This is a genomic window from Nostoc sp. ChiQUE01b, assembly GCF_034531255.1.
GTDB lineage: Bacteria > Cyanobacteriota > Cyanobacteriia > Cyanobacteriales > Nostocaceae > Nostoc.
On sequence record NZ_JAVRBM010000051.1, the window covers coordinates 39,234 to 61,412 of the forward strand.

General features: G+C 41.4%; 11 protein-coding genes. 8 read left to right on the forward strand and 3 right to left on the reverse strand.

Features of this window, described 5'->3' with window-relative positions; translation table 11 throughout:
* Positions 1–49 precede the first annotated feature (49 nt).
* Together hpsA and RMY63_RS27335 are read right to left on the reverse strand one after the other, a co-directional pair.
* A complete protein-coding gene (gene hpsA / locus RMY63_RS27330) occupies positions 50–5,008 on the reverse strand; it encodes a hormogonium polysaccharide biosynthesis protein HpsA (protein ID WP_322731708.1) in 4,959 nt (1,652 codons plus the stop codon).
* A gap of 913 nt (positions 5,009–5,921) precedes the next feature.
* Positions 5,922–6,278, reverse strand: a complete 357-nt coding sequence (locus RMY63_RS27335) for a hypothetical protein (RefSeq protein WP_322731709.1) — start codon at positions 6,276–6,278, stop codon at positions 5,922–5,924.
* A gap of 427 nt (positions 6,279–6,705) precedes the next feature.
* Between RMY63_RS27335 and RMY63_RS27340 the strand changes: the two genes are divergently transcribed.
* On the forward strand, positions 6,706–7,368 hold the full coding sequence (locus tag RMY63_RS27340) for a cadmium resistance transporter (RefSeq protein WP_322731710.1): 663 nt from the start codon (positions 6,706–6,708) through the stop codon (positions 7,366–7,368).
* Positions 7,369–7,550: 182 nt separating this feature from the next.
* Positions 7,551–8,591 carry a hypothetical protein gene (locus RMY63_RS27345; RefSeq protein ID WP_322731711.1) on the forward strand — a complete coding sequence of 347 codons (1,041 nt, stop codon included), beginning with the start codon at positions 7,551–7,553 and terminating at the stop codon, positions 8,589–8,591.
* Between the two features lie 43 nt (positions 8,592–8,634).
* Here RMY63_RS27345 and RMY63_RS27350 read toward each other — a convergent pair whose 3' ends face one another.
* Positions 8,635–9,432 (reverse strand): sulfite exporter TauE/SafE family protein, encoded by a 798-nt coding sequence (locus RMY63_RS27350; RefSeq protein WP_322731712.1) that lies wholly within the window; start codon positions 9,430–9,432, stop codon positions 8,635–8,637.
* Positions 9,433–10,190: 758 nt separating this feature from the next.
* On the opposite strand from RMY63_RS27350, the gene RMY63_RS27355 reads away from it, so the two are divergent.
* The 6 genes from RMY63_RS27355 (at position 10,191) to hetF (ending at position 21,965) form a co-directional block, all read left to right on the forward strand.
* Positions 10,191–10,778 carry a TetR/AcrR family transcriptional regulator gene (locus RMY63_RS27355; RefSeq protein ID WP_322731713.1) on the forward strand — a complete coding sequence of 196 codons (588 nt, stop codon included), beginning with the start codon at positions 10,191–10,193 and terminating at the stop codon, positions 10,776–10,778.
* A gap of 41 nt (positions 10,779–10,819) precedes the next feature.
* Positions 10,820–11,263, forward strand: coding sequence for a thioesterase family protein (locus RMY63_RS27360; protein ID WP_322731714.1), 444 nt, complete (start codon positions 10,820–10,822; stop codon positions 11,261–11,263).
* A 1,179-nt stretch (positions 11,264–12,442) separates the two neighbouring features.
* Entirely contained in the window at positions 12,443–13,273 is an 831-nt protein-coding gene (locus tag RMY63_RS27365) for a phytoene/squalene synthase family protein (RefSeq protein WP_322731715.1), read from the forward strand.
* A gap of 565 nt (positions 13,274–13,838) precedes the next feature.
* Positions 13,839–15,434 (forward strand): serine/threonine-protein kinase, encoded by a 1,596-nt coding sequence (locus RMY63_RS27370; RefSeq protein WP_322731716.1) that lies wholly within the window; start codon positions 13,839–13,841, stop codon positions 15,432–15,434.
* Positions 15,435–16,551: 1,117 nt separating this feature from the next.
* Positions 16,552–17,307, forward strand: coding sequence for an FHA domain-containing protein (locus tag RMY63_RS27375; RefSeq protein WP_322731717.1), 756 nt, complete (start codon positions 16,552–16,554; stop codon positions 17,305–17,307).
* Between the two features lie 2,111 nt (positions 17,308–19,418).
* The gene (gene hetF, locus RMY63_RS27380; RefSeq protein WP_322731718.1) at positions 19,419–21,965 is read left to right on the forward strand and encodes a cell division protein HetF; all 2,547 of its coding nucleotides are present in this window, start codon (positions 19,419–19,421) and stop codon (positions 21,963–21,965) included.
* Positions 21,966–22,179: the final 214 nt, after the last annotated feature.

A 22,179-nucleotide genomic window follows, 5' to 3' on the forward strand; every position in this document is an offset into this window, starting at 1 on the left:
GTGGTTTATTCACCCAAAAAGTGCTGGTAAAAACTCTCATTCAGATACTTTAGGATGGTTGGAGTTGGCAGCTAGTAGGGCGTTCAGTTGCAGGTAGCGCAAATTTGAACTTGCGGTCAGGGGTCGGAGGGGTAGTAACAGGGGTAGAGACGATGGTGCCAAAGTAGGCACTGGGCGCATCCTCAAACCCATCCCCTGCATTCGCATTTTCATCTTGGACAGCACACAACAGAGTTTTCACCCAAAGGTCATCGCGGCCTACTTCTCTGAAGTATTCATTCGGAGGATCTGCTGCTGGAGTTACAAAGCGCTGGGCAAACAAGTCGGGGTTTTGCGCCAATAACGCCACATCAAAACCCCAGTTACGGTTAGGAGGTATATAATAAGGCGCTTCACCAGCACCAGTAGCACCTATAGAAGTACTATCTGATGTGTAACCAGGTCTGTCAGAATGCAGAACTCTAAAAAAGATACTGTTATTCCTAGCAAGGCTAACAGTGTCATTATTATTAGGGTCAGCAGTGGTTGCTGGAGCAGTTGTTGGTCCTGGTCTAACAAACACTTGGAATGGTGCAGTAGCATAGATACTGCGTTTAAATTGGATGAATGAACCGTTGATATTGGCATCAATCCCACCCCAGTTTTCTAAGAAGCGCACAAAGTTATGCAAACCCCCATTGATTTCGTAAGTATTTGCACCCACACGAGCCGGACTATCACCACCCGCAACTACTAGATTAAAAGTTGTTGCACTTGCCTGAGACAACCATCTAGTGTTTTTAACGAGACTAGATGATCCTGCTAAACTGGGGTAATTATTATCTTGAGGTGCTGCGGTTGTTACCTGTAATTGCAATACAGGTTCTAATAACGGCTGGTATGTCGCATCTCTGACTTGAAGAATCAATCCTGTTGTAGTTCCAGGAAAATCCCTCAAACTCTGTGCTGGTGGTTTGTGGTATCTGAAGAATAGACGATTAGTGGCGTTGTATTTTATCGTATTGAGTGGTGAATCTGGTGCTTTAGTGTAAACAGGATCTGTTGTAGTTGCAAACCATAGGGCATTAGTTGCTGTTTCAGGTAAGGTGCCGTTACTAAAAAAGTCTACTACCTTAGTTCCGCCCACTGTTTTTATGCCCAGTACAACGGGAGTAGCGGTATTAAAAGGTATAAAAACACCCAAAGCATTAACTGTTTGACCAGAAGTATTTCGTTTGTAGGCAACTCGGCGGGCAAATCTTTCAAAACCAGCCTTTGCTGGTTGGGCAGTAGTACCAGCTAAGAGTTTGCTACGCTCTGCATTTGCTGGAAGATTATGGGATTGTATTGTTTGATCGCTATCGTAACCAATATACCAATCAGTTACTCCACATTCCGAAACTGGTATCTTGAAGCACATCTCCATTACATACTCTGGGAAAGTTCCTCGGCGCTGAATGGGTGTGACGAAGTTGTTCAAGTAAGAACTGTTATTGTTTACTGAGTCAGTAGAAGCGGGAGTATCTTTATAGTAGTCATCACTACCAGAGTCAATCAAGAATTTAGATGAAGTGACGAAGTTGTTATTCCAGAAACCTACCTTTAGTCGGCTGAGTACGAGGTTAGGCTCACTTCCTTGGTTATTTCGCAAGTCGTAATCACCCTCATTACGGAAACCTTCCCGGAAGCTATTAGAAAGCAAGGTGACAGCATCGGCAATTACTGATGCTGGTCGCCAGGTTTCGCCTGTTGTGCAATTGGGTAGTCTGGGGTCATTAGGACGACAAGCAAAGTCAGGATCGCGATTTGCCTCAGCACGAGTGTAAAATTTAGTATCGTAGTTAGAAGCGCTGGGAGCAGGTAAAAGATCCGGGGTTTTGAATTCTTGTTTAGTGTGCAGATTAAAATCGCCTTTAACATACACTGGTAGCTCAGTTGCTAAAATTAAGCCTTTTTCTTCTGGTCTATAATTAGTCTGACGACTCAAGTCACTGCCATTAATCAACATAATGGCGTTGGGTCGACGTTCTGGATCGAGCCTGTAGTCACTAGCACTGACATTTTCACTAGTTGAGTTACTGGCATCTTTTTGAGCATCATCACGGGAGGCATAGATAATGCCGCTATTGGGCAATAGATATTCGTTATCCGATGCAGCGCCGATTGATTGTGCGCGAAGCAGACCTAAATTTATGGTAGTGGCACGAATTTCTAGAGGCTGACGCTGTTCGACTTCCAGATTGTAGTTTCCAGTTAATGTTGATGGATCAGCTTTATCTATAGCTTTAATTTGTCGGGCATCAAGAAATGCCCTTTCTGTGATTGCACCATCAGGAATGTAGGTAGTACTCTGAGATAGAGTGCCATCAGCAATGTTTATTGCACAGATGGTAGAGTCAATTGCTGATTGCTCAGAGAGAGTGAGTTTGCTGGTAGTTGCTTTGGCCAGTGCTTGTCGTAGTAGAGGATTCACAAGGCGTCCATTGGGAAATACCAAGTTGGCTTGATATTTCAAGCGATCTAGCAAAGTTACACTAGTGTTTGTCACATCATCAGCGCTAGTCGCAGGTGTAAAAAAACCATTGCTATTTACTGTCTGTCCTCTAGTTATGCCAGCAGATGTAGTAGCGGGAGCAGCGTAAACAACCCCATTATTTGATTTGGCTCCAGCAGGTCTAGCACCAACTACTTGACCGCTCACATCCGGTAGTGTACCTGTATTTCTTGCTGTCTCATTGTTTGTGGGATCATAGTAGCTACTTACACAGGCCATGGGTGTTTGATAATCGTCTGGTGTAGCCGCCTTGGGATCGTAGGAATCAAACTTGTAGTGATAAACTGCTGTGGCACGCATTACCAAATCACCACGTTTTTGTTTAGTCGCATCAAGAGGATCGGTCGCATCAGGTACAAGCATAGGCATAGTATCAGGCCAGACTACTGTCCCAGCATTTTCGTTGACTGCTGAGGTGCTTGGATCGTTACTTGGTGTTGGCCGAGTAGGTGTTAGTCCAGAACCTATAGGTCTATATACTCCCGCACCTGTAATCACCCTCAGTCCACCGACCACATCAAGGGGATTAGATCGGGGTGAAGCGGCTGAAATTTCCCAAAAACCATCACGTCCTGTTACCCCTAAATCTGATAACTGTCTGACGCGAGTGGTACGAGTTCGATCTTTAGTAGTGCTACTTGTCCACTTCACAGCAGGAGTGATGGGTTGGGGATCATCATCTCCGACAAACTTTCCTTTTGTGTTGTCCCATATAAGTTCAGGTAGGTTATTGCCTACTACGATGCGATCGCCTAACTCTGTTTCTATTACAGGAGTATTATCTACAACGTCTGGATCTCTAGTAGGTAGTTGCGCTGTATTTAGTGTTAGTGTTGTATTCGCATCTGTTGGATAAATCCACGCATCCATTGGACGTAGCGTATTAACAGAACCTTTCAGAAAAGTTGCTGCATCTGCTGTGGTGTAATCGACACCAGCAGATTTTTCAATACCAGAAGTACCATAAGGAACTTCTATAAATGGTACACGCCTAGTACGTTTACGGAACCAATTTCCCAATTCTTCCTTACGTACTTTAGTCGCATCCAAGCTTGGATCGCTTAGAAGCCGATTATTTATATTAGTTTGGATTTCTTGAGGATCAGTATTAGCTAATTGTGCGTTCACTAATAAGTCTATGCGTTGAGCATAAGCCTGAGTGTTATAGGCAACGTCATTCGAGTTATTTGAAGTGGTTTTATTAGTACCTACTAAAGATTTATTTGTAGTAGGTGTATTATTTTCTACAAATAAATCTACGAATGTTCCACCTGTATTACTTGTACTTATTGGGCTACTAGTTGCAATATTACCGCCAACAACTATCTTGCTATTTTCACGTTCGTAATAACATGAATATCTACTACTAACCTGAAATAGGGTTATATTTTGATCGCTTTTAGCAGTAAATAAGTTACTGTTGGTAAAGATGCGTCCATTGAGACGGAATCTCGGCCCTGGTGTAATATCTAAGTCATCTTCATAGACAACGGCATTATTAGTAATAGAAACTTGACTACGATCTTGTTGCATTTCTAATGCAGAAAAGCCCTTATTACCTCGATACTGCTCATATTTGATTGTTGGTGTATTAAGAGAAGTAGCTTGAGCAATATCACTAATGGGAACTGTTACTGCATAAACGAAAAAGCTTTTTTTCAATTCGCCAGTTGGTAGCTTATACCAACCCGAACTACCTACTAAGCTGGCACTAGTATCACCAGCTACGTCACAAGCTCCACCTGCCTTAGCTGGTAGCATCGGAGGGGTTCTAGCATCTAGTGGGCTTCTACTTCTGGTTTGGATTGTACCAGTTGTTGTACGAGTTTGGGGGGGAGTGCGGAAGTAGAGACCATAGAGAATAAAGCTATCAAATTTACCGTTATTATCTGTATCGGCAGGAAATTTCCAGGCTGTTTGTATGTTTTCTTGATTTTCTAAAGCCATACTACTACCTGCTTCAATCATCGGAGTTGAAGTACTTTTATTAAGGTTATAAGCCAGGGTTATAGGAGTTTCATCACCAAATGTATAGACAGAAAGTTTATTAATTAAGGTATTGTATAGGGTTAGATTTGATGGAACAGAGCGTGGTAGAGTTGGGTCAGCAAACAGTGCAGTTATTTTGGCTTTAGCCCTTTCTAATGCAGGAGTGGCGGCTTGCATTGTTGCTTCATTTACACGGATATTACTAGCATTTTTAGAACGCTCAAAAGACCGAAATAAAATTGCAGTTGTTAACAGTACGACTACCAAAACTACCATCGCCACTGTTGGCAATACAAAGCCAGAGTTAACCGAGCCACGTCTTCTTTGAGTACCAAAAATAGTTCGCAAAAGCCAAATAATTTGCTTATTAATTGCAGATAAAAACTGCTTGCTAATTTGTTTGAAGGTTTTTTGAATTACCTTGAATAGCTGACGTTTTCGAGACATAGCTGCTTCCTGGTCAAGTGGATTATAGCGGATTTTCATTTTTTCAAAGTTTTCACTTATGCCTATCAAGTATTTTCACAGGCATGAGATGCTCCCATATTTATCTAACTACTACATTTGGCTTTACTAACTTCTACCAAATAAAATAGCTATAAAAAAAAGATAATTTATTAAAGTTATATCATTTATAAACTGTTCATTTTATCCGGTAAACACTGATTTTTTTAGAATTATTTAGTTCAAGTCTAATAAATAAGAAGAGCATTACTTCACAGTAGATTTACGTAAATGTGTTTTATTTGAAGACAAATTTATGAAGATGTTACCAGCAGAGTAGGCTTATAATACCCATCTGTTAAAGGAAAGATATCAGTTAGGTGCAAAATAATCAGATGTGCGGCTTAGATTCTCGACTTTTTTAATTAAGAAGTCGGGAATCTTGTTGTTCACATTGCTTTGATTAATTATTAATTACTCACTAGTACAACGGGCGCGTAAATAAACCACCCCTGACGCTCGTTCGCCCTTGGCGTCTCCCCTTCTCCCCAAGGGAGAGGCTAACGCCAAGGGAGAAGACTCGCTAACGGGTGACGCTCTCTACGAGACGCACTCGCGAACGCAGGCTCGCTAACGGCAGTTCCTCATCCCATTGCCCTTGGCGTCTCCCCTTCTCCCAAAGCTATCCATTACCCGGATCTTTCTTAACATTTGCGAGAGTATTCACTCACGTTTTTTATAACCCTGATTCGTTCGTCGTTAATTCTCAATAAAAACCTACTTTTAGCAAGAATATTAAGAGGTAACTTGTCAAGTATGCCTCACACCGAGCGTGTTTAAGATGCCTACAAAACAAGCGTTTCAAGATTGTAAAGAAAGATGTGACTAATGGATAGAGGGAGAGGCTAGCGCCTTCGCGGAGCGTCTCGTAGAGAAGGGAGAAGACCGGACTGCCTCACCATTCCAAATCAATAAAACGCTTATAGCGATCGCCCCGGTTTTGCACCAATACCTGAACAGCCAGCGCACCTCCCTGCTGAATTACAGCCCGGTTAGTAGGTGACGGGAAATTCTTGAGGCAAGTGCAAGACAACATCAGCTTCTGCAACGGTGCTGGGGGCGGGGGGTTGCCCAGTCTCACTAAAGCTATTGCTTCTTCTGTTTCGGTGCGAATAGTCGCAACTTCTCTACCTGCGGGAATTTCGTAAGTATGGGGAAGGGCAAAACTCAGGTAGAAAGTTAGTTCAGTTTCTGCGACTCTTATAATTCTCGATAAAACTACGTTTTTATTGAGAATTAACGACGAAATCATAAGGGTTAGAAAAAATGTGAGTGAATACTCTCACAAATGTTGAGAAAGATCCGGGTAATGGATAGGGGGGATTAAGGGGGGTAATTTGACTTGTGTCTTTTTAAAGCTTAGTTGTGCCAGAAGGTTAAAAGAATTCGTAATTTAATTAAGTCGGTCAGTGTGAATATTTATCGTTGGGATGAGGCAGGAGGTAGCTATGCTGGAGGCAGGAGGGAAGAGGGTTTGAGTCTATTTAATTTTTATTAACATAGTTTGATTTTTCCACATCGTTCTACTTAGTTGGGAATTTAAATCCTAACTTTTTTATAAATCACCAAGAAATACAATTTGGTGAGTAACTTAAACTCAATAATTACGAATTACGAATTTTGAATTACGAATTAGTGAATTTGGTATGGTGAGAAATCGTAAGTTCTGAAAATCCAGCATGAGTAAGTTAGGGACAGCCTTCAGTGAAGGGATAATTGCCTTCATAGCTACTAACATAGATGACATCATTATCTTGTTAATATTTTTTTCACAGGTAGATGTTAACTTTCGACGGCGGCATATCTTACTCGGTCAATATCTGGGTTTTACAGCCATTATCATCGCTAGCTTACCAGGTTTTTTTGGGGGATTGGTTGTACAGCGAGAATGGATAGGATTGCTAGGATTGTTACCAATAGCAATTGGAATTCAACAATTAGTATCTAGAAAAGAAGAAACTATAACAGTTCACACAGTCAGTAGTGATTTTAGGCAGTCCACACCGACTAACTCGGTATTGTCTTTTATTTTGAGTGTTTTGCATCCCCAAACCTATAAAGTGGCAGCAGTAACGATCGCTAATGGTGGTGACAATATTAGTATATATATCCCTTTATTCGCTGGTCACGATCTTGCTAGCTTGGGAGTAATTCTAAGTATATTTTTTATCATGGTAGGGGTTTGGTGTGCGATCGCTTATTTTTTAAGCCGTCAACCTACGATTGCTGATATTTTAACTCGCTACGGTGAAGCTGTAGTACCTTTTGTGTTAATTGGCTTGGGTCTATTCATTATGTATGAACGAGGTACATTCACTCTACTACCTTGGGTGAGAAGTTAATTAACGTTGGATTTTGAATGCTGGATTTGGTGGGATTGAACGATGAAAACTCCAATCTGAAATTAAATTGTTAGTGTTCGATATTCGGAGACAAACTTTTTTGTTTACCAATTCTTAACCAAAACGTGTTTTTAACATCAATATAATGAACAATGATTTTTTCAATCATTGGAAGCTATGTCATGCAATACTCTTTTATATCTGCAATTGGGTACAATTCTATCCATTTTCGCCCAAGCATTCAACCTGTTTTTTGTCTGATTTCCATGATTGCCCCGTTTTTGTGCTTTAATTCAGCACAAGCGCGGATAATTGGGCAAGATATCACTTCAATCACTACTGATACTGTTTCGTTTCCTACTACATCCATTACAAACGTTGCAGGTGATAGCGAATTCGCAGGCAGTACTTTTACTCTCAACTTCGGCGGGCAAATTCAATCAATTACAGGATTGACCACCACAGAAGGCAGCACAACATTTAGATCCATCCCTGCTTTTGTGCAGATTCGTCGTAACCCCGCCACAGATGACAGAAAGCTAGCTTACTACCAAGGCAGTTTTGATTCTTCCTCTAATACCTTTAACTTTCTTAGTTTGGGCCCACTTCCAGAGAAAACGCTGTTTAGTATCAACAATATCTTGGCAGGCCCAGATAACGTTTTTACTAACACAGGTGCAAATTTAGGCGGCACACTTTACAACGGTAACGCTAGTATCGAGCGGCTTGACTTTGTACTTGTTAGACCTGTGAAGGCAAATAATAAAATTGGCTTTACCGTCTTCGAGCGGGGATTACCTACTGGACACGATGGTTTCGGTATTGCGGCGATTACAAGTGTGGATAAACACGGAAATCCCACTTCCTACGGACCCATTTACTTGATAGCAGCTTCCACTTGGGGTAAAACACCGTTACAAGACCCGATTCCCCAATATTATTTCCTGAACAATGCTGCTAAAAATAATAGTGGAATTCCCACAAACCCTGCACTCACTATTCCACCGAACCAAGTTTTAGGAGGTCTTCTGATTCGCACCGACGAACTGGTGTCACAGGGAAAAAAGGTCTACGGCTACTCGCTGTTTGCCCCTGATGTTACTTGCACTCCCAAAACACTGCTGAATGTCGCTAATTCTTGTTTTCCTACGAATACTGGAACGAACGGAGGGATAGATTTAGCTGCACCTAATCTCGGTGCCGTCTTTTTGGAGAATGAGTGAGCAGCGAAAAACTTTTACAACCAAACTCTATTACCGAGTCCTGTCAAACCTGATGAACTAATTTCCAACTTACCATCATCAAAATGGTATAAATGATAAACCGTAGTGGGCGCTGGGGAGCTACCTGACAGATTTTAGCACCTAGTAACACCCCAGGCACAGAGCCTAGCCATATAGGGAGTACCAAACTCCAATCAACTGTTCCCAGGCTCAGATGACCAAGGGCTGTAAACAGCAGTAAAATCGCTGCGTGTGAAATATCTGTACCCACTAACTTCCGGGCATCAAGGCGGAAAAACCCAATCAGCACTAGGGCAAACATTGAACCTGAGGAGACGCTAGTTAGACCAACCAAACAGCCTAAAATTGCTCCCAAAGTAATTGTCATAAATCGACCAAAGTTAGTTTCTAAGTTTAACTTTGGCAGTTCGGGTAAATTAAATTTAGGGAAAAAAGTCAATAACAACAATTGCACTAGTGCTAAAACTGTGACTAACAAAATCATCCCGCCAAGCAAACGCAGCAAGATATTATCTAGGTTATACTCACCTGTACGTTTAATGAGGTGCAAAATCCCTACCCCAAACAGTGAGCCTGGAACACTCCCGAATGCCAGCCATTTGACAACTTCTATGTCAAGGGTTTTCTGTTCCCAATGCTTGACGCTACCAACAATCTTCATCAATGTGGCAGCCACAACATCAGAACTCACAGCGATAGAAGGCGGAACCTGAAAAATAAAAATCAACATTGGGGTGATGAGAGACGCTCCACCAATTCCCGTCAAACCAACGATGATACCAACAAAAAAGCTTAAGAACGGTAGTAAGAAATAGTGCATACTCTTCGGGGGTTTCAACAACTAGTTATCAGTTATCAGAGTCTTGTTGAGTCTCCCACTTCTATAAGTGAGCAGCGTCGGTAAGGGTTGATTAAATCCCCAAACGAAGCCTTGATAACTTTTCACTGACTTAACTACGAGCAGCTAGAGAGCAGTAACTCAGCCAAACTATAGCCCAGTGGTAGACAGGGGCTAGTTATAATAAGTTATTGCGTTTCTCAAGAATTCTTGGACAACTTAAAACCTGTGTGGAGGTTTTTGTCAGCATGACAACTGGCATTTAGCTTAAACAGACTTTGATAACTGCTTATTGGTCAGTTGCTCTGCCAAACTCAACTTCTAACTAGGTCTTTCTCCAGTTTTACATATAAAATCACGTAAGGCGATGAACTTACCGTATTTTACTCGGAAGTATGATTAAACGTCTAGCGTATTCGCGTTGTATATCGCTCAAATATCTGGATAATACACCGCAGTCCGTCAAACTCACTACGGACTAGTTGCGAAAAAACTTACCTACAAGTTAATAACCATAGGGATAATTCCAAACTTTGTAGAGATGCGATATATCGCATTTATGTTGCAATTAGGCAACATCCTGAAAGTGATTACAATACTCAAGGCCAAGTATTGAAAAAAGCTTGACTTGCAAGCAACTATCATGCTAAGTTCAATCAAACCATTCGGTCGGTAATATTTTATTTACAGCAATTTTCAATTTAATAAAATCCCTACTCCCTACTATCAAAATCGCTGTAATGTCCAAAGGCGAAGAAACAAAAACCAGAATTCTCCAGCAAGCAGCCGAACTGTTTAATCAACAGGGGTATGCAGGTTCATCGATGTCAGACATTATGCGTGTTACCGGATTGCAAAAAGGAGGAATTTACAATCACTTCCAAAGCAAAGATGATCTTGCGTTACAGGCTTTTGATTTTGCGATCGCTCGCATTAAGCAGCATACTAGATTTGCATTACGAAGCAAACACCACGCAGTAGAACGTCTGCAAGCAATTATTGGGGTATTTAGTAGCTTCGCACAAAATCCACCGCTCAAGGGAGGGTGTCCACTGCTGAATACTGCTGTGGAAAGTGATGATGCTCATCCGGCGTTGCGAGAACGTGCTCAAAAAGCGATGAACTCTTGGCTGCATCTAATTTGTCGAATTATTGAAAAAGGAATTGAAAAGGGTGAAATTCGCCCGGAAGTGAGTGCTGATGAAATCGCTACCATCATCATCGCAACACTGGAAGGAGGCATAATGATCAGCAAGCTTTATGGAAATTCAATTCATATCCATAGGGTAGTTAATCACCTGAATCAATACTTGGAAACTTCTCTTTAATTGAACAGGCCGAGCAGTATGAAAAAATATCAAGAGAAATAATGCTAGTAAATAAAAACTTATACAGACCATTAGAAGTAGTATTAGCAATTCCTGTAAAAACATACGACATTGATTTTATGGGAATTGTGAGTAATATCGTGTATATCAGATGGCTAGAGGATTTACGTCTAAAGTTTTTAGATGAACATTGGCAACTCAATCAACAAATTGAGCAAGGATATACACCGATTCTAGCCGGAACTGAAATTGAATATAAACGTCCAATAAAGATTATCGATCGGGTGATTGGACGTTTATGGCTGAGTAATTTAGGACGCTTAAAGTGGACTGTGCAAGCTGAAATTTTATCTAACAATGAGTTAGCAGCAGTGGCTAGCCAGAAGGGTGGTTTTGTCAGTCTGCAAAATAATCGTTTGATTCCCATTCCAGAGGAATTACAGAAAAAATATTTACATTATCAACAAGGGATTCAGAAAATTTAATCATTAGAAATACTTCAATATTTTTTTGAGTTTTTACAGACTGTTCGGTTTGTTTGTAAACATAATCTGGACTATAATACCGATTCTTCATGAATACGCGAAAGAACCCCACTGCCTGCGGCACCTCCCCTTAGTAAGAGCAAATTGGGAGGGGTCTCTAAAAACCTACTAATTTCTTGATGCTTCCCCTTAATCTCCTCTCTGCAAGTGGGCTAGCATATATAGCACAAGCCTTGGTGATTAGGACATCAACAGATGATAAAACTTAGACACAAAAAGACTTTTCACCCAGTCCCGAGTCCCTTGTTATACAAAAGTCGAAAAAAGCTCGATTTACTATTGTCCGCTCATTCGTATGCAGAGTATGGGAACGAGGAAAACCTCATCAAGCTTAGGTTTTTAGGACTTGTGTGTGCACCGTAGATAAGCAGGGAGGGGAGATGAAATGTAGTTTAAGCTCTTTGAGTTTATTCGGGTTTAATAAGCAATCAAGCGGACATGATATGAAAGGTCAAATATTCACAAATATTTTGTTGAGTGGGCAAACAGCCAACTTTTTATTGTCAATCTCGTAAATATACGGGAACTTCTTGTTTTGAGTTTTAGTCACTTTATGTCACTTTGAACAGCAAGGCGGTTCTGACTCCAATCGATTAGGTATAGTCCAACTTAGGCATTGCAGCCTTATATGTCGTCCAATTTGACTGACCCTAACTCTTCGGTAAACCACTGTACCCATCCAAAGGTATGTACAAATGCTGTTATCCGTTGTCAGCTTTTCCTGAATTGTCTTTATATATACAATAATTACACTTTGTTAGTCAGATTAACGCAGACTTAAAGCACTTTTAAATCGCGAAAATGGATGTTTGCTTATAGAAAAATTTCGTCATATCCAACCAAATATTACCATAATTATTTATATTTATACTAAAAGTTGATGAAAGCTATATCAAACAACACCTCAAACACTTTTGCAACCAAAAACCTCTATACTAGACTAAACTTTGATAAATTTGAGAGTTTTGTTAATTGCAACACCAAAAACTATGAATTTTTAGATGAAATACTAGCGTATCTTATAGTCTATAGTTTTTAAGGTTTAGTCAAAACTATATCCAGTATCATCAAAAAACTGCAAACTTCATGTGGTGCAAAAATCAAGTGGGGAGTGAAAACATGAATTTACGTAGAGATGCATTGCAAATCCTCAAAGAAACTAGCCGAACTTTTTATATCCCAATTAGTGTTTTACCGCCAGGATTACAAGAAGCAGTAGCATCAGCATATTTGTGTATGCGTGCCATTGATGAAATTGAAGATCATCCTGAACTAGATAACGCTACTAAAGCAAAGCTGCTAAGAACTATTAGCCTGACATTACAGGCAGGAGTTGATGGCTTCGCAGTAGATGCTTTCTTTGCGGGATTTAGTGGGTATGAGAATTCATTAGAAGAAGTCACTTTGAGGGTTAGAGAATGGTCACTGCTAGCACCAGATACCATTGCACCTCGAATTTGGGATGCCACTGCTGCAATGGCAGACCGGATGGCTTATTGGGCAGAAAAAAACTGGAAAATTTATACAGAATCTGATTTAGATTGTTATACCTTTGGAGTTGCAGGTGCAGTGGGATTGTTACTTTCTGACTTGTGGACTTGGTATGATGGAACACAAACGAACCGTACTCAGGCGATTGGTTTTGGTCGGGGTTTACAAGCAGTCAATATCTTACGTAACCATACTGAAGATTTGGGGCGTGGAGTAGAATTCTTCCCAGAAGGTTGGAGTGCAGAAAATATGCAAGAGTATGCCCGGCGCAATCTAGCCTTGGCAGAAGCTTATATCAAAGACCTTCCAACGGGGCCAGCCTTAGATTTTTGTCAAATCCCCTTCACCTTGGCAAACGGCACTCTTGACGCCCTTGCTAATGGTAAAGAGAAACTCAGCCGCAGTGATGTTTTTGCACTTATCGAACAGCTGATTAGTGTGAACATGAAAGCTAGCTAATAATCTCTTAAGGACTAACGGAGATGATTCTAAATTGCCTCCAAATTTGGGCATCCAATAATTCTACAGCGACTGCGACTTTCTGTAGGGTAGCCAGTGCGGTCTTCTCCCTTCTCTACGAGACGCTCCGCGAAGGCGTTAGCCTCTCCCTTGGGGAGAAGGGGAGACGCTAAAAGCGATAGCGCAGCGTTAGCGAGTCCGCGAGCGTCTGGGGTCTCCCCAAATATAGTAACTGGCGTTGGGCACTGCCCTCCAATACCTTTTAATACCAATTATCCCATGCAAAAAACCAGATTAAAGCTGATTTCCTGAATGGGATAACAGCACGATGCACGTCACAAGCCTTGAGAGAAGAATTGGTAGAAAGTAGTATAAACAGTATTTGCCAATCTAAGTATAATAAACAATCTTATTTAGCGATCGCTTTAGGTAATCTCAGCTAAACTTTAGGAACTCTTCAAAGGATTTCCAGCAAAAATTACCTGGCAAGAGTTGATTAATGTCTAAATAATTGAAAGGGAGTATAACACTCCCCGTAATTATTCGTGCAGCGAGTTGAGAGTGCATGAGCTACTGCTTAAATCCTACCTGTTCCAATCCAGAAAATTTGGTATATAGCCAAAGGTGTCAGTCTTGTGGCTCGCAACTACTGTTGCGCGATCGCTATCAGGTGATCAAACCATTAGGTCAGGGTGGCTTTGGAGCGACCTTCCTAGCCAATGATCAAGGCTTACCAGGAGAACCGAGTTGCGTAATCAAACAATTACGCCCATCAGGAAGCGCCCCACACGTTTTACAGATGGCCAGAGAACTCTTTGAACGAGAAGCCAAAACTTTAGGTAAGATTGGCAATCATCCCCAAGTACCTAGATTGTTAGACTATTTTGAAGATCATGAGCAATTCTACTTAGTTCAAGAATATATCAGTGGCGATACCTTGCAAGAGGAGGTCAAACTTAATGGCATCTTGAGCGAAACTGGAGTTAAGCAATTTTTGAGCGAGATTTTGCCACTTTTGCAATACATCCACGAGCAAAAGGTGATTCACCGTGATATCAAGCCAGCCAACTTAATTCGCCGCACCCAAGATGCCAGAATGGTACTCATCGACTTTGGGGCCGTCAAAAACCAAATTAGCCAAAGTGCGACAGGCCCATCAGGACAGACAGCATTAACTGCGTATGCTATTGGTACTCCTGGTTTTGCACCTCCAGAGCAAATGGCTATGCGTCCAGTCTACGCCAGTGATATTTATGCATTGGGGGTAACATGCATTTATTTACTGACTAGCAAAACTCCTAAAGATTTAGATTACAATCCCAATACTGGCGAGATGATGTGGGAGCAGCTTGTGCAAGTGAGCGATCACTTGGGCAATGTGTTACGAAAAATGTTAGAGGTGTCTGTACGTAATCGCTATCAGTCAGCGGCAGAAGTTCTCAGAGCGCTGGAAATAGAACCATACTTAGATAGTTTAGCAAAGGGTTTGCTGATTAAATCTGATAATGGATCTAAAGAGCGAACACATAACCACCTGGAAAATTCTGCTGTTTTATGTAACAACCCTGCTGCTACCAGCACTGGAGTGGCACAGGTAGCGGCAGCGATTCGTGCTAGACGAGCCAAGACCGCAGAAGCCGCGGGATTACACCAAAGTTCTGGGATGGCCAAATCAACGACTTTCACTAGCAACAGCAATGGTTCACAAGTTCAAAATTCTAAAGTTGGGCGGAAGTTAGATACCCAAGGTTTATTAACAGCTTATCTGAAGGGAAGACGAGATTTTGCCTTACACAATTTAAATTTGCTAAATCTGCAAGGTGCTGATTTATCTCAAACAAATTTCCATTCTGCTCAATTGCAAAAAACCAATCTTCAGGGAGCTAATCTTCACAATAGTGATTTTGGCAGAGCTAGTCTGACTCGAGCAAATCTTAAGGATGCTAATTTGAGCAAAGCATACTTTAACCATGCTGATTTAGAAGGAGCAGACCTGCGAGGTGCAGACCTTAGCAATGCTTATCTCAGTAATGCTAACCTCCGAGGAGCTAATCTGTGTGGTGCTAATCTCACCAGTGCCAAAATTTCTGATGAGCAGCTAGCACTAGCAAAAACAAATTGGATGACCGTGCGCCCCAATGGGAAACGAGGCTTGTTGTGATTTTAAAGTGTGAACTACCCCAACCTCTAGACGGATGGGGTTTCCCAATTCATCGGGAATAGCCTCTTTTGTTGCCGTAGTTCTATGCGAATATTCTCCTATATTAGATTCTAGATTATCCTGACAGATGAACCCTTTTGATTAAAATCAATTATTTGAGATTAGTAAAATAGCCTCAACCTCTCTGTTTTGAAATTCTCCATTTTTAGTAACAATTTTAAAACACTTATTTTATAGCAAGGGACGGGAACTGGGGAAGGTGGGATTCCCTCTGAGGATAAGGGGTAATGGGGACTGGGTGAAAAGTCTTTTTGTGTCTAAGTTTTATCATCTGTTGATGTCCTAATCACCAAGGCTTTTGCTATATCAGAATCACAAGGCTGAACTTTTCTTAATATCTGGGAAATTAGGGCTGATTCTTCTCGATAAAAACTTAGATTCATTCAGAATTGACCAAATATATATAATGTTTAGGTTGATCGATAGCCATCACTATCACCGAATTTTAGATTTTAAATTTTGAATAATGGAATTGAAGATTCTCTCATTCAAAATTTAAAAAGGTTTGAAGCCCACGCCACTTGCTTCTCCCTTGGCGCTAGCCTCTCCCTTTGGGAGAAGGAGAGACGCGCAAGGGACAAGCCGGGGAACCCGTCCAACGCAGTGGCTCCCGAATTTAAACGCGAGAATAAATTTAAAATCCAAACATCGTAAATTCTTTATTCAAGCCCCTGACTTGATTGCTGGGGTCAATCTAAAATCTAAAATCTAAAATCCTTGCATTGTGTGACAAATATTAAAAAATATCCAATTATCTAGTAAAAATACGTAGATATTTGTCAATTCTTCATGAAATCTTTATGATTTTTATCTGTTACAAATAACAAATGATTATTTACAATAAATAATAAAGTATCATAATAATTTTCTAAAGATATTTCCATGCTTTTTATGGCTATAAATAACAGTGAATCTCGCACCTAAAATTTTTAAAATAGAATGATCTAAACCACTAAATTTTTCAGATGGCAACAAAAAGCAAAAAATCAATTATCCCTGATTGTAGGCTGGAGAAGTATATCACAACCGAAATCAGGTAGTATAAGGTTTACGTATAATGACTGACTTTGCACAAACGGAAATAGAACGGCGATTAACTTTATATCAAGTATTCCTCAAGTTGTATGAACACCACAGCAGCCTTCTAGATGAAATTCTTCAGCTAGAAAACCTATCTCAACCGTCGTTGAGGAGAGTCAAGGCGGGTTACGTACATGGTGTCGTGGATAATACTGCTGTTTATTTGATAACTAACTTGGGTGACAATCAGACTCAGAGTTTACACCAGCCACAACAAATCTGGACGATAGGTCGTAATCGCAACAGTGGTATTTACATTGCTGACAGTCATCTGTCTCGTCGCCACGCTGCGATTCAGCATATTGACGAGCAAGGCTTTTACTTAATTGATTTCAACAGTACCAATGGCTCGTTTGTGAATGGTAATCGCGCTGTTAGGCCGATCAAGCTCAAAGATGGCGATCGCATCCGTCTAGGAAATATGACTTTTGATTTTTTTGTGAATGATACTTACCGTGTTCTGCCAACTGTTGCAATGGATTTATTAATGCAGCTTGTGCATCGAACGAATAATCATACAGTAGACATACTTACTTATTCCCAGAATAAACAAAAATCTCTAATTGAAAAACCAGATTCTAATTTAGAGGCTTTGAGAAATTTCCCAATAGTTGAGAAACTTGAAAATTTTGATGACAACTTCAGTTCAGAACAGAAATCAGAAATTTTAGACCGCCTGTTTACCACACAAATACCGTCTAATCCCAGCCAGCTAAAAAATTGGAACTTCTAGAAGTTTTCAATTGCTTCAGGAGTGCTGTACATGGATAGCTTGACATTTAGTCTGTGAGTCTGTACTGAGTGAGAAGGTAATACCAATTCAAAATTCAAAATGACGCTCTCTACGAGACGCTGCGCGTAGCTTGCTTCTCTGTAAGAGTACGCGGACTTGCTAACGCTGCGCTAACAAAATTCACGCATTAAGAAAGCCAGATAGAACAAAGTTTGGAAGTATGTATCGGTCACATTCTTTTTTTAAATTGGTATAAAGTTTGCTAAAGACAGACAAGCAGACAAATAGTGAAAGTTAAAAAGGAACTCGTGAAAATATATAAAAAAAATTAAGAATTTGATTAAATATCATAGCAATCATTTTGGAGTGGCATTTTTAGCTCACAATAAAAAGAAAGCAATTCAGGGATTGAGTGAGTAAGTTATGCTCTATCCTGGCAACAGGAGGATACTCAAGGTCTACCACCAGTAGTAACAAAAGTAGTGATGTACTCCAGTTATGTGGCTTACCGCTACGCGTCTGTGCCAAAAAAAACCCCCAGCGAGCGTTAGCCAACCAGGGGAGTTAGTTATCAGGGTGCATCTACCAATTAAATGTTCTCAGGTTGAAGACCATACTCCGGATAAATTTGTACAAAGGTCAGTTATTTTTTAAATAAAAAAACCCCAGTCGGTGTTAACCTACTAGGGGAGTGAGTTATCAGGGTGCATCTACCAATAATCTTTTCTAGGGGCAGCTAGTATCTTCCGGGAAAAATGAACTAAATTAAAGTTGATGGCGATGTCTATAACGGGCTGTGACGCTCGTACCTCTATGGAGAAGCAAGCTATGCATAGCATCTCTGAGAGGAAAAGACTCGCTAACATTCCTCTATGAGACGCATTTGCGATCGCTATTGGTAACGCAACTAGTAGAAAAAACTTCCAGTGGGTGTTAACCTATCAAGGGAGTGAGTTATCAGGGTCAGTTATTTTTCTTAAATAAAAAAACCCCCAGTCGGTGTTAACCTACTAGGAGAGTGAGTTATCAGGGTGCATCTACCAATAATCTTTTCTAGGGGCAGCTAGTATCTTCCGGGAAAAAGAACTAAATCAGAGGCGATGTCTACGATGGGCTGTGAAGCTCGTACCCTGATGGAGAAGCAAGCTACGCATAGCGTTTCTGAGAGGAAAAGACTTGCTAACATTTCTTTACGAGACGCATTCGCGTTCGTTATCGGTGACGCAACTAGAAAAAACCCCCAGTGGGTGTTAACCAACCAGGGGAGTGAGTTATCAGGGTGCATCTACCAATAATCTTTTCTAAAGTAAATGGGTCGCTACCGGATAAATTAGCAAAGGTTGAAGTTGTTACTGTTTGTTGATCGAAGAAAAACCTCAGAGGGGTTAGTTATCAGGACAGACCTACCAATTAAACCAATTCGCAATTCGCAATTCGCAATTCGCAATTACGTTTTGTAACGGGGATTTAACCCCGACACAAAACCTGCTGTCTATAAAGACAGGGGACTTAAACTCCCAAATTTTGTTAAACGATCGGTGCGCTGCTTTACAAAATGGGTGTGTCAGGGTTAATCAATAGCATTCAATTTTCATAAAAAAACCCCCAGTGGGCGTTAGCCAACCAGGGGAGCTAGTTATCAGGGTGCATCTACCACTTAATTGTTCTAGGTTTAACCACCATGCTCCGGATAAATTTATTAAAAAATTGATTGTTGTCGTGTATTAAAAAAAACAAAAGTGCATATTAACTGAATTAGGGGAGTTAAAGATTAGAGGGACATCCATCTATTAATCAAGTACTCTAGGATTAAGCACTATTTTCTGGTAGAGAATATCTGCGTCAGAAGTTGCTGTTGTTTGCCAAAAATAAAAAAACCCCCAGTGGGTGTTAGCCAACTAGGGGAGTTGAAGATCAAGGTGCATCTACCAATTAAGTGTTCTAGACCCAAGTAATCCGATCCGGATAAAGTTGTAAAGGCAGAAAAACCAAAACGACACCGAATCAGAAACATTCAGGGGCGCGATGCATCTAAATTATCAGAAGAAGCGAAAAATCGACTTGAAACTTTCGCGTTTCAAACCAGATTTAGGAGGCGGACAGGAGAAGTTGTGACCCAGGAATTCCATATTTCCGTAACCCCAGTAGGGCAAAATGACTACTTGGTGCGGACGGAACAAGTCGCGCCTGGGGTACCATTGGCAGAAGAATTGGTGACTTGGCCTATAGCTGATTGGTTGATGGCTGCTGGGCATTTGATGAATGACCCGTTGAATTCGGTGTTGCAAGGAGATCCATTTACCTCTGGCGGGCATGAAAGCGATATCGCCAGAAACTCTGTGAATTTGGTGGCGTTGGGTCAACAATTTTATAACGCCCTATTTCAAGGCACTCTCAGAGATAGTTGGATTACTGCCCAAGGTATTGCCCAGAACCATCAACAAGTACTACGGTTACGCTTGGGGCTAAAAGACACTAGATTAGCTCGTTTGCCTTGGGAAGTGATGCACGCAGGCGATCGCCCTCTGGCTACTGGGCCTTATGTAGCTTTTTCTCGCTTCCAAAGTGGAATATTGGGGGCTTCTCCTTTGCGATCCCTGCGGGGGGCTACGCCTACGCAAAATATGCCCACACCTCTAGAACAAGGTGGTGTCAAAGTCTTGATGGTAATTGCTTCTCCCTCAGATCAAGTCCGTCTTGACTTACAGAAACAGGAAGCAATTAAACTGCAAGCCGAACTTCACCGTCAAACGTCACGACCTAGTGAAGGTCGCAATCGTTTCCCCGAAATTGAACTCACTGTATTAGACCAACCAGGGCGGGAAGAACTGACGCAAGCCCTAGAACAAGGTAGATACCACGTTCTCCACTACTCTGGTCATAGTAACTTAGGCGCAAATGGCGGAGAAATTTATCTTGTTAGTCGCAGAACTGGCTTAACAGAAATCTTGACTGGGGACGATTTAGCAGGTTTGCTCGTCAACAATAATATCCAAATGGCAGTGTTTAATTCCTGCTTGGGTGCGTACATAGCAGCGTCTAATCCCTCTGGAGATACTGGCGAACGAAACTTAGCAGAAAGTCTAGTGAAGCGCGGAATTAGAAGCGTTTTGGCGATGTCAGAACGGATTCCTGATGAAGTGGCGTTGACCCTCACACAATTGTTTTACCGTAATTTAAATCAGGGATATCCAGTAGATTTGTGTGTAAGTCGGGTGCGCCAAGGATTAATTTCTGCTTATGGTTCTCACCAGATGTACTGGGCATTACCGATTTTATATCTTCAGCCAGAATTTGACGGTTTTTTAAGTCAGGAAACTGAGATATCCGCAAGTACGGAGTCGCTAAATCAGTATAGTTCGCCTTTAGGGGTAACTTCCACGATGTACCCTGGTATGCCTGATGATAGCGAGATGCCTTTAGGAATGGAAGACATGATTCCTAGTGGTTTGACGCGGGACTCTTCTGGGTTGGACTGGCTAGGTGAAGATACTTGGGGCGATCTAGTTGATGAAATTGAGTATGACGATCCCAGCTATGAAGAAGATTCTGCGATCGTTTCGGATTTATTTCGTCAGCTAGATAACCAAAAAGCTCCAACTGAACCGGATCAACAAATTCGCGACAATAGTCTTCACCAAAGCCAGATTTCAGAAGAAATGACTTCTTCAGAAGAATCAGCAGATTTGTGGGGAGAAGTTCCCCCACCGCCACCTGCAACTCCTGGAAACCTTGAAGAAAATTGGCAAAATTCTAATTTTTCGCGTAGGCATAGCGCGCCGCAGGCATCGCAACCACCCCCACCAAGAAATCGTACCCGTCGCCGTCAGCTGTGGCCGATTGTGGGCGTTGTGGGGATGAGTACGTTAGCAGCTGCGATCGGTTTAAATTGGTGGTGGCAAAATCGCCCCCAAGCACTGCCTAAAATACCAGAAATTGCTACCCAGTCTCTACCTGATTCTCGACCGATTCAAAAGCAGCCGAATATCGATTTAGGAATAGAAGCGACTGGGATTGTCACCGCTACTGCTACGGAAAAATTGAGTCAGGGTGACTTGCAAGGTGGGTTATTGGCTGTAGAAGAACTACTCAATCGAGGCGCACTGGCTGCGGCTGAAACTTCCTTAAAACTAATTCCCAGTAAACAAGCTGACGATCCATCTGTGAATTTTTACAAGGGACGATTGGCGTGGCAGTCCATCCAAACTGGAGACAATAACTATAGCGTCGATGATACCCGTCGTTATTGGGAAACTGCTGCCAAAGCTAAACCCGAATCGCTTTTGTATAATAACGCTTTGGGATTTGCCTACTACACAGAAGGCAATCTGAATCGAGCCAATGATTCTTGGTTCAAGGCTTTGAATTTAGCTCTCAAAGAACAAAACACAAATTCAACATCCCAAAATACAGCAGTTCCTCAAGATGCTTTAACTTCTTATGCTGGTTTAGCTCTTGGACTGTATAAATCTGCACTTAGTCAATCTAAGGGTAAGCAGACACAATATTTGAATGAAGCGATCAAGTTGCGGCAAACGGTTCTCAAGTCCGATCAAGAAAATTTTCAGGTAGATAAATTAGCTAAAAATTGGCTGTGGACGGAAAAGGCGATTGAAGATTGGCGATCGCTCCTTCAGGAAAAAGGTGAAGAACAGTAATATAGCAAAGTGCTGAGTGCTGAGTGGTGAGTGCTGAGTAGAAACTCAGTATTATCAAAGGTTTCAGCAACCAACATAGTCCTAACCTATGCTTCGACTGCTATATATTGTGATAGCGGGATCGCTTTTAATAGTTTAGAACTGCCACGCTGATTAATTCAACGTGAGTTCGACGGAACTAAAAAATGGCAGGAGGTAGTGCAGGCAAATCTTT

Excerpts from the sequence above, each read along its gene's own strand:
- hpsA (WP_322731708.1), bottom strand. The coding sequence starts at position 5,008 with ATGAAAATCCGCTATAATCCACTTGACCAGGAAGCAGCTATGTCTCGA.
- RMY63_RS27335 (WP_322731709.1), bottom strand. The coding sequence starts at position 6,278 with ATGATTTCGTCGTTAATTCTCAATAAAAACGTAGTTTTATCGAGAATT.
- RMY63_RS27340 (WP_322731710.1), top strand. The coding sequence starts at position 6,706 with ATGAGTAAGTTAGGGACAGCCTTCAGTGAAGGGATAATTGCCTTCATA.
- RMY63_RS27345 (WP_322731711.1), top strand. The coding sequence starts at position 7,551 with ATGCAATACTCTTTTATATCTGCAATTGGGTACAATTCTATCCATTTT.
- RMY63_RS27350 (WP_322731712.1), bottom strand. The coding sequence starts at position 9,432 with ATGCACTATTTCTTACTACCGTTCTTAAGCTTTTTTGTTGGTATCATC.
- RMY63_RS27355 (WP_322731713.1), top strand. The coding sequence starts at position 10,191 with ATGTCCAAAGGCGAAGAAACAAAAACCAGAATTCTCCAGCAAGCAGCC.
- RMY63_RS27360 (WP_322731714.1), top strand. The coding sequence starts at position 10,820 with ATGCTAGTAAATAAAAACTTATACAGACCATTAGAAGTAGTATTAGCA.
- RMY63_RS27365 (WP_322731715.1), top strand. The coding sequence starts at position 12,443 with ATGAATTTACGTAGAGATGCATTGCAAATCCTCAAAGAAACTAGCCGA.
- RMY63_RS27370 (WP_322731716.1), top strand. The coding sequence starts at position 13,839 with ATGAGCTACTGCTTAAATCCTACCTGTTCCAATCCAGAAAATTTGGTA.
- RMY63_RS27375 (WP_322731717.1), top strand. The coding sequence starts at position 16,552 with ATGACTGACTTTGCACAAACGGAAATAGAACGGCGATTAACTTTATAT.